The sequence below is a fragment of the Thauera aromatica genome (genome assembly GCF_023093595.1).
GTDB classification, from domain to species: Bacteria; Pseudomonadota; Gammaproteobacteria; order Burkholderiales; family Rhodocyclaceae; genus Thauera; species Thauera aromatica_A.
In genome coordinates this window covers 1-11,494 of record NZ_JALLIK010000089.1, presented here as the reverse complement: position 1 = coordinate 11,494, position 11,494 = coordinate 1, and the positions used below count along the sequence as shown (strand labels likewise).

The window sequence follows — 11,494 nt, the reverse complement described above, 5'->3', positions numbered from 1 at the left end:
GAATGAAAGGCGGCGGCGCAGGTGCGGGGGCCGTCCCTTACAGGGCGACCAGGGTCTGCCGCCCCCACCAGCTTTCACCGGCATCCAGGCGTACCGGCCGGTGGGCGGCGGCGGCCTCGACACAGAGCATGTGGCGGAAGCCGTTGGCGGGCAGGTCGGGCAAGGCGGCGCTGCGCTCGACCCAGGGGTTCCATACCACGACGTCGGGGAAACCGTCGGCGTTGATGCCCAGGCTGCGGTCGTATTCGCGCAACAGCAGGGGGCGTTCGACGTCCTGGTAGAGGCGGTCGGTCTCGGCTTCGATCAGGAGCACATCGCCGCTGTCGCGCCGGATGCGGTCGGCGTCGACCTTGTCGCGGTAGTCGTAGCCGTGCAGGCCTTCGAGGCGGGACTGCTCGACTTCGCGCACGGCGAGGTAGGTATGCAGCGCCGCGGTGAATTCCAGCGTTTCGCTGCCGGTGTTCTCGACTTCGAGTTCGAGATCGAGGCGGCTGTCCTCGATCAGGATGCCGAGTTCGGCCCGGAACGGGTGCGGCCACAGCGCACGGGTCGCGTCGCTGTGGCTCAGGGCGAGGGTGACGAGGGCGAAATCCTTGCCGCTGCGTTCGGTCACGACCGACCAGGCAGCGGTGCGGGCAAAACCATGGTGGGGCAGCGGGCCGAGCCCGGCGAACTGCGGAAAGCATACCGGGACGCCGCCGCGGATCGCCGCGCTGCCGTCGAAGCGGGCCAGGGGGCTGAGATACAGCCGTTCTTCCCCGCCGGGGGGAATCCATGACAATACCTGCGCACCGTGCAGGCTGACGATGGCCCGGGCGCCGGCGGCGGTGACGAGGCGCAGCGCGGGCTGGCCGTGAAAGTCGGTAGTTTCGATCGTGGAGGGCATGGTTCAGTCCTGCAGCGGCAGCACGCCGAGCTTGACCGAACTGTCCTCGGGATCGTTGCTGATCACGAAGCCCAGCTTGTGGACGAACTTCAGCATGCGCTCGTTGTTGGCGAGGAAAACCCCGTTCATGTAGGAAATGCCGCGGCTGCGCGCGGTCTCGATGAGAACGCCCATGAGCTTGCGCGCCAGCCCGCGGTGCTGCCAGTCGTCGGCGACGACCACGGCGAATTCGCAGGATTCGCCGTCGGGATTGACCGCGTAGCGGCAGACGCCGATTTCCTTCTCCCGCCCGTCCACTTCCAGCGTGGCGAGGAAGGCCATCTCCCGGTCGTAGTCGATCTGGGTCAGGCGCGCGACCATCGCCGGCGGCAGTTCGCGCATCGTGTTCATGAAGCGGTAGTACTTGGTTTCGGCCGACAGACCGCGCACGAATTCGACTTCGAGCTCGGCGTCCTCGGGCTTGATCGGGCGGATCGTCACCACCGTGCCGTCGGGCACCGTCCACGTGCTGATCAGGTGCGAAGGGTAGGGGTGGATCGCCATGTGATCGTAGCGGTCGGCGGTCGGCGAAACGTTGTCGACCATGATCCGGGCATCGACCGCGACCACGCCGTGCTCGTCCACGATCAGCGGGTTGATCTCCATCGAGGTGATCCACGGCAGTTCGCAGACCATTTCCGAGACCCGCAGCAGCACCAGCTCGAGCGCGCCCATGTCGATCGCCGGCATGTTGCGGAATTCGCCCAGGCGGGCCGAGATCCGCGTCGAACGGATCATGTCCTTGACCAGGAAGCTGTTGAGCGGCGGCAAGGCGACGGCGATGTCGCGGTTGTCCTCGACCAGGTTGCCGCCTTCGCCGAACGCGATCGCGGGGCCGAACACCGGGTCGCGCTTGACGCTGACCACCAGCTCGCGGCCGTTGCGCTTCTGGATCATCGGCTCGATGGCAATGCCGTTGATCTCGGCGTCGGGCCGTACCCGTTTCACTTCGTCGATGATTTCCTGGTAGGTCGAGCGCACCGCGGCGAGGCTGCGGATGTTCAGGCGCACCCCGCCGACTTCGGACTTGTGGGCAATGCTCGGCGAATCGATCTTCATCACGATCGGCAGGCCGATCTCGGCCGACAGCACCATCGCTTCGGCCGCCGAGCGGGCGACCACGGTCTGCGCGATGGGGATGCGGAAGGCGGCCAGCAGCGCCTTCGACTCCATCTCGTTGAGCTTGTTGCGGCGCTCGGAGAGCGCCATCTCAATCACCAGGCGGGCGCTTTCGATCGACGGTGGCGAAAGGTGAGACAGCGAGGACGGCGTCTGCATCAGCAGCTTCTGGTTCTGGTAGTAGGCGGAAATGTGGCTGAACAGCTCCACCGCCGGTTCCGGCGTGCGGAAATGGGGAATGCCGGCGGCGGTGAAGCGGTGGCGTGCCTCGCCGACCAGGTCTTCGCCCATCCAGCAGGTGACCACCGGCTTGTCGGCCGTCTTTTCGAGCTCGATGACGACGCTGGCGACGCCGGTCGGGTCGCTCACCGCCTGCGGGGTGAGCAATACCAGCACACCGTCCACGTTCGGGCCTTCGAGGACCGCCTTGATCGCGTGGCGATAACGTTCGGGGCCGGCATCGCCGAGGATATCGACCGGGTTGCCGCGCGACCAGCTCGACGGCAGCCCGGCATTGAGCTTCTCCAGGGTGGAATCGGCGAACTCGGCGAGCGGGATGCCGATGTCCGCGGCGCGGTCGGCCGCCATCACGCCCGGGCCGCCGCCGTTGGTGATGATCGCCAGGCGGTTGCCGCGCGGGCGGAAGTGCGAGAACAAGGCGTTGGCGGCGGCGAACAGCTGGCCCATGTTGTACAGGCGGATCACGCCGGCACGGCGCAGCGCGGCGTCGAATACGGCGTCGTCGCCCATCGGCGCGCCGGTGTGCGACAGGATCGCGCGCGAGGCGTCGGGATGGCGCCCGGCCTTGATCAGCAGCACCGGCTTGACCCGGGCCGCCGCGCGCAGCGCGCTCATGAAGCGGCGGGCGTCGCGCACGCCTTCCACGTAGAGGAAGATGCTCTCGGTGCGCGGGTCGGAGATCATGTATTCGAGCACTTCGCCGAAGTCGATGTCCGACGACGAGCCGAGCGAGACCACCGCCGAAAAGCCGACGTTGTTGGGTTTGGCCCAGTCCAGGATCGCTGCGCACAGCCCGCCGGACTGCGAGATCAGGCCGATGCTGCCCTTGAGTGCGCTGGCATGGGCGAAGGTGGCGTTGAGACCCAGCTGCGGGCGCATGATGCCCAGGCAGTTGGGGCCGAGCAGGCGGATGCGGTGACGGTGGGCGGCATCGACGACCTGGCGCTCGAGCAGCTCGCCGCGCGGACCGGCTTCGGAAAACCCCGCCGACAGCAGGATCGCCGCCTTTACTCCGGCACGGCCGCAGGCGTCGATGATCGCCGGCGCCTTCTCGGCACGCACCGCGAGCGCGACCAGGTCCAGGCGCTGGGGCACGTCTTCGACCGACTTGTAGCAGGCCACGCCATGCACGCTCTCGTGCTTCGGATTGATCGCGAACAGCTTGCCCTTGTACCCGGCCTCCAGCATGTTGCGGATGAGCACGCTGCCGAGGGCGTTCTCACGTTCGCTGGCACCGATGATGCCGACGGAACGGGGCTCGAGCAGCGGGGTGAGGTAGTGCTTGTCTTTCATGGTGTGGCTCTGGGTGATGTCGGGCGCAGGCCCGCACGATGACATATGTCCGAATTTTCTTCGAATTCTTCGATAACGCCTGATTATACTGCAGTGCACAATCGATTGCTGCCCGATTCCTCCACACCCGACGCCTCCGCTCATGCCGTGCACCGGGATGCGGGGCGGCCTCGGCTAGAATCGGGGCATTCTCTTCAACGCGAATCCGTCTACAGAGCATTGCACCGATGATCGAGCACCACACTTCCAGTGCGCTCACGCCTTCGGCCTGGGTCACCCGCTTCGCCTCCCTGATCGCGCCCGCCGGGCGGGTGCTCGACTACGCCTGCGGCAGTGGCCGCCATGCACGCTGGCTGGCGCAGCACGGTTTCCGCGTCGACGCGGTCGACCGCGATGGCATCGCCCTGCAATTGCTGCAGGGTCTGCCCCGGCTGGAACCGCGAGAACTCGACCTCGAAGGTGAAGACTGGCCTTTCGAGCGCGCCGATTACGATGGCGTGGTGGTCTGCAACTACCTGTACCGGTCGCGCTTCGATGCCATGCTGGAGTTGCTGCGGCCGGGCGGAGTGCTGATCTACGAAACCTTTATGGCCGGCAACGAGCGCTTTGGCAAGCCGAGCCGTCCGGACTTCCTGCTCCAGCCCAACGAGCTGGTGCACCGCCTGCGTGAGCACTGGACCATCGTTGCGTTCGAGCAGGGCGAAATCCGGACTCCGCGCGCCGCGGCCGTGCAGCGGGTGTGCGCGATCAAGGGCAGGGCGCTGGCCGTGCTGCCCTGAGCTTTATCCGGTCTGCTCGAGGATGCGCTGTGCCAGCGCCCGGATGCCTTCGGGCCCGAGATCCGTCGTCGCGATCCGGGGGGCGTCGCCGTAGCCGAGGTAGTTGCCGTGCTGGGAGCGCCGGTAAAGAGGGTCGTAATGCAGGTCGATGAGTTCGCCGAACAGCGCGGGGAGGGCGCCGGCATCGGCCATCGCATGCCAGCGCGCCAGCGTCTCCCGGCTCTGGAGCTCGCGCAGGCGCAGCAGGTTGTGCTTGAGGGTGGCGATGTCCTCGCCCAGATAGGCATAGTCGCGCACGAGAAAGTCGAGGCGGGCGTCGCGGCTGGCGTCGATCATGACGCAGGGCGCGCGCCGCATCGCCAGGATCAGCGCCTCGGGCACGAACAGCAGGCCGATCTTGCGGCTTTCGGCTTCCACATAGACCGGACGCGCCGGGTCGATGGCCTGCAGCCGGGTAAACAACTGCGTCTCGAAGTGCTTCTGTGAAGGCTGGAGACGATCGGGAAGCGCCCCCAGCACCGAGCCCTTGTGCGCGGCGAGGTCTTCGAGATCGAGCGTCTGCGCGCCGAGCGCGGCGAGCGCCTCGAGCACCCGGGTCTTGGCGCTGCCGGTCGGGCCGCAGACGATGCGCAACTGCAACTGCGGGGTGATGCGCTTGGTCTCGTCGATCACGAGGTGGCGGAACGCCTTGTAGCCGCCTTCGAGCTGGCAGGCATCCCAGCCCACCATACGCAGCCAGGTGGCGAACGAGCCGCTGCGCTGGCCGCCGCGCCAGCAATACACCAGCGGGCGCCAGTTCTTGGGTTTATCCTTCAGGTGGGTCTGCAGATGGTGGGCGATGTTGGCTGCGACCAGCGCGCCGCCGATGCGCCGCGCCTCGAACGCCGACTGCTGCTTGTAGATCGTGCCGACGACGACACGCTGCTCGTTGTCGAGCACGGGCAGATTCACCGCCCCCGGCAGGTGGTCGGCGGCGAACTCCGCGGGCGTGCGCGCATCGATGATCTCGTCAAACCCGGACAGCTGTGCTACGGTCGCGACGCCTTTCTGCATGGTTTCCCGGGCGCGCGGCGCGTGGCCGGCACAGCCCTTCACTCCTTTCCGACGATGAATGAAATCAAACTGACCCAATTCTCCCACGGTGGCGGATGCGGCTGCAAAATCGCCCCGGGAGTGCTCTCCGAGCTGCTGGCGAAAATGCCGGCAGGAGTGGTGCCGCCCGAACTGCTGGTGGGGACCGATACCGCCGACGACGCGGCAGTGTACAAGCTCAACGAGCGCCAGGCGATCGTCGCCACCACCGACTTCTTCACCCCGATCGTGGACAACGCGCGCGACTTCGGCCGCATCGCCGCCACCAACGCCTTGTCCGACGTCTATGCGATGGGCGCCACACCGATCCTGGCGCTGGCCGTCGTGGGCATGCCGCTCGACAAACTGCCGCCCGAAGTCATCGGCGAAATCCTGCAGGGCGGCGCCGAAGTCTGCCGCGCCGCCGGCATCCCGATTGCCGGCGGGCACTCGATCGATGTCCTTGAGCCGATCTACGGCCTGGTCGGCCTCGGCGTCGTCGATCCGGCCCGGGTCCGCACCAATGCCGGCGCGCACGGCGGAGACGTGCTGATCCTGTCCAAGCCGCTGGGCATCGGCATCCTGTCGGCGGGGCTCAAGAAAGGCCGGCTCTCCGCCCACGGCTACGCCGAAATGCTGCGCTGGACGACGACCCTCAACCGTGCCGGCGCGCATCTGGCCAGTATCGACGGCGTGCATGCGGTGACCGACGTCACCGGCTTCGGCCTCGCCGGTCATCTGCTCGAAATGTGCCGCGGCGCCGGGCTCGGCGCGACGCTGCAGTTCGACCGCCTGCCGCTGATCGCGGAAGCGCTGGTGCTGGTCCAGGCCGGCGTCGCCACCGGCGCCTCGGAGCGGAACTGGGCGAGCTACGGCGAGGCCATCGATCTGGCGGACACGGCGCCCGAGTGGCAGCGCAAGCTGCTTACCGACCCGCAGACCTCGGGCGGCCTGCTGATCGCTTGCGCGCCGGAGGCGGTCGACGCGGTGCAGGCGGCGATTCTTGCCGAGCAAGGCGAAGCCGGCGCCGTGATCGGGACAATGGAGGCCGGCCCGGCGCGTGTCGGCATCGCCTGAGCGGGCGCGCACTGCCGGCGGATTTCCCGTGCGGGGGCGGGCGGGCTTATCTGCCCGCCCTGCGCTTGGCGGTGTGCAGCGGCTCGAGCAGGGGCTCGAGCCCTTGCCATACCGTTTCGAGGACGAGCGCCTGGGCCTCGGCGTTGGGGTGGATGCCATCGGTCAGGAACAGCTCGGACCGATCGGCAAAGCCTTCGAGCAGGAAGGGGACCAGGGCCACGTCTTCGCTCCGGGCAACGTCGGCATAGGTCTGGGCGAAGCGCCGGGTGTAGGCCGGGCCGTAGTTCGGCGGCATCTGCATGCCGATCAGCAGGACCCGGGCTCCGGTCTTCCGCGCATCGGCGATCATCGCTTTCAGATTGTCGGCGAGCAGTTGCGGACGAAGTCCGCGCAGGCCGTCGTTGGCGCCGAGTTCGAGGATCAGGATTTCGGGCTGATGCTGTTCGAGGGCCTGTGGCAGCCGGGAGCGTCCACCGGCCGAGGTTTCGCCCGAGATGCTGGCGTTGACCACCGTGTGATGGAACCCTTCGTCCTGCAGGCGCGTCTGCAACAAGGCCGGCCATTCCTCTCCGCGGCGCAGGCCGTAGCCGGCCGACAGGCTGTCGCCCCACACCAGGATCGTTGCGGCGTGGGCGGTGCCGGCGAACAACACGATGAAAAAGAAGGTAGCGATGGATCGTAGCAAGGTCGAAGTCTCCATTCCGGTCGTCGAAGTCGATGGCCTGTGTCGACAGGTCGAGCTGGCCGATGGTCACGGCGATCTGCACATTCTGCAGGATGTCGGCTTTGCCGTCGCGGCGGGCGAGTCGGTGGCGGTGATCGGCGCCTCGGGGTCGGGGAAATCAACGCTGCTGGGATTGCTCGCCGGGCTCGACGTTCCCACCGCCGGCACGGTTCGCCTCGATGGCATCGACCTGTTCGCGCTCGACGAGGACGCGCGCGCCGCGCTGCGCGGGGAAACGATCGGCTTCGTCTTCCAGTCCTTCCAGCTGCTGCCGGCCCTGACCGCGCTGGAAAACGTGATGCTGCCGCTGGAGCTGGCCGGCGTGGCCGATGCGAAGACGGTGGCGACGCAGTGGCTGGAGCGGGTCGGGCTGGGAGGGCGGCTGCGCCACTATCCGAAGCACCTGTCCGGCGGCGAGCAGCAGCGCGTGGCGCTGGCGCGCGCCTTCGCCCCGGGTCCCCGGCTGCTGCTCGCCGACGAGCCGACCGGCAATCTCGATGCCGAAACCGGGCAGGCGATCATCGAACTGATCTTCGCCCTCAACCGCGAGGCGGGCACCACCCTGATCCTGGTGACGCACGACGAGTCGCTCGCACGCCGCTGCACGCGGGTGTTGAGAATGAACGCAGGGCGCCTGAGCGAGACGGGCGTGCGCTGAACGCGCCGCCGCGGGGCAGATTCAGCCGCCCTCGCCGAAGAGGTCGAGGATGCCGTCGAGCCCGCTGTGATCGAGGCAGCAATGGGCGACGTCGCGCAGCACCGGCTTGGGACGAAAGGCGATGCCGAAGCCGGCGGCGCGCAGCATCGGAATGTCGTTGGCGCCATCTCCGGCGGCGATCACCTGGTCTTCGGCGAGGCCGAGTTCGTCGCGCAGCCGCTGCAGGTGGGCGGCTTTTGCCGCACCGTCGACGATGTCGCCGACGATGCGCCCGGTCAGCCGGCCGTTGGCCACTTCGAGCGCGTTGGCGTAGGCGTGATCGAAGTCGAGCCGTGCCTGCAGGCGCTCGGTGAAGTAGGTGAAGCCGCCCGAAACGAGCATGGTGCGAAGCCCCGCCCGCTGCAGGCCCTGGAGCAGGCGTTCGGCGCCAGGGTTGAGCTGCAGGCGCTTTTCGTACACCTCGCCAAGGGCGGCCTCGGGCAACCCCGCAAGCAGTGCCACGCGGCGGCTCAGCGACTCGCGGAAATCGATCTCGCCCTGCATCGCTGCTTCGGTGATCGCCGCCACCTCGGCCTTCAGCCCCTGCATGTCGGCGATCTCGTCGATGCATTCGATGTTGATCAGGGTCGAATCCATGTCGGTGACGAACAGGCCGAAATCGGCCAGGCGGCGCCCTTCGGGCAGCCAGGCGTGGTCGAGCCGGGCCTCGGCGCAGGCGGCGAGCAGCCCTTCGTGGGGGCGGGCGCCGGAAAGGCGGAAGGAGCGCGGCGTGATCTGCTCGACCGCATGGGCGCCGGTGAGCGTGGCGATGCGCTCGAGCGCGGCGCGGTCGACGTCGCGGGCAAGGACCACCAGGTTCATGCGCTGCGCTCCCGCTGCGGTAGGGCGGTGCGCAACACCGCGGCGGCGTTGCGGATCATCTCTTCGGTGGTGCCCCAGCCGACGCAGGCGTCGGTGACCGAGCAGCCGTACTTGAGCTGGCCGAGGTCGGCCGGAATCGGCTGGTTGCCCGCTTCCAGGTTGCTCTCGACCATCAGGCCGATGATCGACTGGTTGCCTTCGCGGATCTGGTGCATGACGTCCTTCATGACCAGGGGCTGAAGCTCGGGTTTTTTCCACGAGTTGGCGTGCGAGCAGTCGACGACGATGTTCTTCGGCAGCTTGGCCTTGGTGAGCGCCTGCTCGGCGAGCGAGATCGACACCGTGTCGTAGTTCGGCCGCCCGCCGCCGCCGCGCAGCACGACGTGGCCGTAGCGGTTGCCGCGGGTGCGGGTGATCGCCGACTGGCCTTCGCTGTTGATGCCGAGGAAGCTGTGCGGGCTGGCGGCCGAGATGATGGCGTTGATGGCGACGTCGAGATCGCCGTCGGTGGCGTTCTTGAACCCGACCGGGGTGGACAGGCCGGACGCCATCTCGCGGTGGGTCTGCGATTCGGAGGTGCGCGCGCCGATCGCGGTCCACGAGATCAGGTCGCCGTAGTACTGCGGCGCGATCGGGTCGAGCGCTTCGGTGGCGGTGGGCAGGCCGAGCTCGCAGACGTCGAGCAGGAACTTGCGCGCGCGCTCCATGCCGATGTCGATGCGGAAGGAATCGTCCATGAAGGGGTCGTTGATGAAGCCCTTCCAGCCGGTGGACGTGCGCGGCTTCTCGAAATACACCCGCATCACCAGCAGGAGGCTGTCGGCGACCTCGTCGGCGAGCGTCTTCAGCCGTCGTGCATAGTCCAGGCCGGCCTCCGGATCGTGGATCGAGCACGGCCCGACCACCACGAACACGCGCGGATCCTTGTGGTCGAGAATGTCCATCACCGCCTTGCGCCCGGCCACCACCGAAGCCGCCGCCCGCTCGGTGAGCGGCACGCGCGCCTTGATTTCCTCCGGCGAGGGCATGTGGTCGAAGGCGACGACGTTGAGGTTTTCGGTCTGGGTGAGGGGCATTGCGGGGACTCCGGTTACGGCCAGGGAAACGCGCAATTGTAACTCCCGCAGCGGGGAGTGGTCGTGGCGATGTGAGCGTCGCGGAACGGCACGAGGGCCGGCGATCGGGCGCGAGGCCATGAGGTGGGGCCGCCCCCGGGGGACGGCCGCGGGCTAGAATCTCGGAAAATCCCGAGCAGGAGCCTATCGATGACCGAACGCTGCGCCTGGTGCGGCAACGATCCGCTCTATGTCGCCTACCACGACACCGAATGGGGCGTGCCCAGCCATGACGACCGCCACCTGTTCGAAATGCTGGTGCTCGAAGGTGCGCAGGCGGGACTGAGCTGGATCACCATCTTGCGCAAGCGCGAGCACTACCGGCGTGCGTTCGATGGCTTCGATGCCGAGCGCGTCGCCCGCTACGGGGCGGAAGAGGTCGCCCGCCTGCTCGCCGATCCCGGCATCGTGCGCAACCGCCTCAAGGTACAGGCGGCAATCGCCAATGCGCGCGCGACGCTGGCAGTGCGCGAGCGCTTCGGTTCGCTCGATGCGTTCATCTGGCGCTTCGTCGACGGCGTGCCGCGCGACGGCCGGCGCAGGATGGCAGCCGACGTCCCCGCCGAGACGGCCGAATCGCGGGCGATGAGCGCCGAATTGAAACGGCTGGGGTTCCGCTTCGTCGGACCGACCGTGTGCTACGCGTTCATGCAGGCGGTGGGGATGGTCGACGACCACGTCGAGAGCTGTTTCCGCCACGCCGGGATCCGGTCATGAAGGTTCATCGGCGGGGCCAACCCAGAACAGTGGATTGTGTGCGATTTCCCATAGATAACCATCAGGATCGGAAAAGTAGCCTGCATAGCCACCCCACTCCGTCTTGCTGGCGGTCTTTGTGACCACCGCTCCAGCCGAAACCGCCTGGGACATTACCTGGTCGACTTCGTGCTCTGAATTTACATTGTGCGCCAGCGCGAACCCAGCGAAGCCCCCTGAGGCTCCATCTACCTGCGCATCTGCCGCCAGAGCATCACGGCCGTACAAGCCCAGCCATGTGCCGTTCAAAGTAAAAAAAGCCACTTCCGGCGGAGAGTCCATTCGCGGAAAGCCAAGACCCCTTTCATAAAACTCAATCGAACGCTGCAAGTCACTCACGCCCAATGTAATCATGCTAATCCGTGGCTTCATGATTCCCTCTCCGCATAACGTTCAAAGTGAGGGGCAGCCGGAGCGCGAAGCGCGGGGGGAACCAAAAGCATAGCTTTTGGCTGTCCCTTCCACTGAGATGTTAGATTTCTTCGTCATGCGGTAGCGACTCATTTCGGAGTTCAAATAGTGTTTTGCCGAATGACGGATTGTATGTTCTTGCGCGTTCGAGGGTGAAATTTGGAACCGTGAAGCGAGCGGTATGCTTTCCGCCAAAGACATCTTTCACACAGACTTTGATTCGGGTTCCCTTTTTACCTACGGCGGGGCGTTGGTGCAATAAAATGTCCTCCACCCCGGCGGCGCCGGATTTCGTGACGGTTTGAGGTCGAGCATGGCAGCGCGAACGAAGATGGATCCCGGCACAAGCAAGCTGAAGTACCGCTACCGGGTCACGAACTGGGCTGAGTACGACCGTGGGCTGGTCAGTCGGGGCGATCTGACGATCTGGTTCGACGAGGCGACGATCAAGGACGGCTGGACGCC

11 protein-coding genes and 1 pseudogene are annotated in these 11,494 nt (G+C 66.9%); 5 read left to right on the top strand and 7 right to left on the bottom strand.

Going from position 1 to position 11,494, the window contains the following annotated elements:
• Nucleotides 1-37 precede the first annotated feature (37 nt).
• Both MXC99_RS05255 and MXC99_RS05250 read right to left on the bottom strand, forming a co-directional pair.
• A complete protein-coding gene (locus MXC99_RS05255) occupies nucleotides 38-886 on the bottom strand; it encodes a D-hexose-6-phosphate mutarotase (protein WP_247724464.1) in 849 nt (282 codons plus the stop codon).
• Between the two features lie 3 nt (nucleotides 887-889).
• Nucleotides 890-3,577, bottom strand: a complete 2,688-nt coding sequence (locus MXC99_RS05250; RefSeq protein ID WP_247724463.1) for a GNAT family N-acetyltransferase — start codon at nucleotides 3,575-3,577, stop codon at nucleotides 890-892.
• Nucleotides 3,578-3,804: 227 nt separating this feature from the next.
• On the opposite strand from MXC99_RS05250, the gene MXC99_RS05245 reads away from it, so the two are divergent.
• A complete protein-coding gene (locus tag MXC99_RS05245) occupies nucleotides 3,805-4,356 on the top strand; it encodes a class I SAM-dependent methyltransferase (protein WP_247724462.1) in 552 nt (183 codons plus the stop codon).
• A gap of 3 nt (nucleotides 4,357-4,359) precedes the next feature.
• On the opposite strand, the gene mnmH is transcribed toward MXC99_RS05245, so the two are convergent.
• Nucleotides 4,360-5,409: a tRNA 2-selenouridine(34) synthase MnmH gene (mnmH, locus tag MXC99_RS05240; protein WP_247724461.1), complete on the bottom strand. Its 1,050-nt coding sequence runs from the start codon at nucleotides 5,407-5,409 to the stop codon at nucleotides 4,360-4,362.
• A 54-nt stretch (nucleotides 5,410-5,463) separates the two neighbouring features.
• On the opposite strand from mnmH, the gene selD reads away from it, so the two are divergent.
• Nucleotides 5,464-6,504: a selenide, water dikinase SelD gene (gene selD / locus MXC99_RS05235; RefSeq protein WP_247724460.1), complete on the top strand. Its 1,041-nt coding sequence runs from the start codon at nucleotides 5,464-5,466 to the stop codon at nucleotides 6,502-6,504.
• 46 nt (nucleotides 6,505-6,550) lie between these two features.
• Here the strand turns inward: selD and MXC99_RS05230 are convergent, their stop codons facing one another.
• Complete coding sequence (locus tag MXC99_RS05230; RefSeq protein WP_247724459.1) at nucleotides 6,551-7,204, bottom strand: arylesterase; 654 nt, start codon at nucleotides 7,202-7,204, stop codon at nucleotides 6,551-6,553.
• Here MXC99_RS05230 and MXC99_RS05225 point away from each other — a divergent pair.
• Nucleotides 7,176-7,886 (top strand): ABC transporter ATP-binding protein, encoded by a 711-nt coding sequence (locus MXC99_RS05225; RefSeq protein WP_247724458.1) that lies wholly within the window; start codon nucleotides 7,176-7,178, stop codon nucleotides 7,884-7,886. The two genes, MXC99_RS05230 and MXC99_RS05225, sit on opposite strands and share 29 nt — an antisense overlap.
• A gap of 21 nt (nucleotides 7,887-7,907) precedes the next feature.
• Here MXC99_RS05225 and serB read toward each other — a convergent pair whose 3' ends face one another.
• Entirely contained in the window at nucleotides 7,908-8,747 is an 840-nt protein-coding gene (gene serB, locus MXC99_RS05220) for a phosphoserine phosphatase SerB (protein WP_247724457.1), read from the bottom strand.
• On the bottom strand, nucleotides 8,744-9,823 hold the full coding sequence (locus MXC99_RS05215; protein WP_247724456.1) for a 3-deoxy-7-phosphoheptulonate synthase: 1,080 nt from the start codon (nucleotides 9,821-9,823) through the stop codon (nucleotides 8,744-8,746). Before MXC99_RS05215 ends, serB begins: the two co-directional genes overlap by 4 nt.
• Before the next feature lie 189 nt (nucleotides 9,824-10,012).
• On the opposite strand from MXC99_RS05215, the gene MXC99_RS05210 reads away from it, so the two are divergent.
• Nucleotides 10,013-10,579 carry a DNA-3-methyladenine glycosylase I gene (locus MXC99_RS05210; protein ID WP_247724455.1) on the top strand — a complete coding sequence of 189 codons (567 nt, stop codon included), beginning with the start codon at nucleotides 10,013-10,015 and terminating at the stop codon, nucleotides 10,577-10,579.
• Here the strand turns inward: MXC99_RS05210 and MXC99_RS05205 are convergent.
• Nucleotides 10,574-10,990, bottom strand: a complete 417-nt coding sequence (locus MXC99_RS05205; protein WP_247724454.1) for a VOC family protein — start codon at nucleotides 10,988-10,990, stop codon at nucleotides 10,574-10,576. The two genes, MXC99_RS05210 and MXC99_RS05205, sit on opposite strands and share 6 nt — an antisense overlap.
• Before the next feature lie 352 nt (nucleotides 10,991-11,342).
• On the opposite strand from MXC99_RS05205, the pseudogene MXC99_RS05200 reads away from it, so the two are divergent.
• A pseudogene (locus MXC99_RS05200) lies at nucleotides 11,343-11,494 on the top strand (IS5/IS1182 family transposase); the annotation flags it as partial.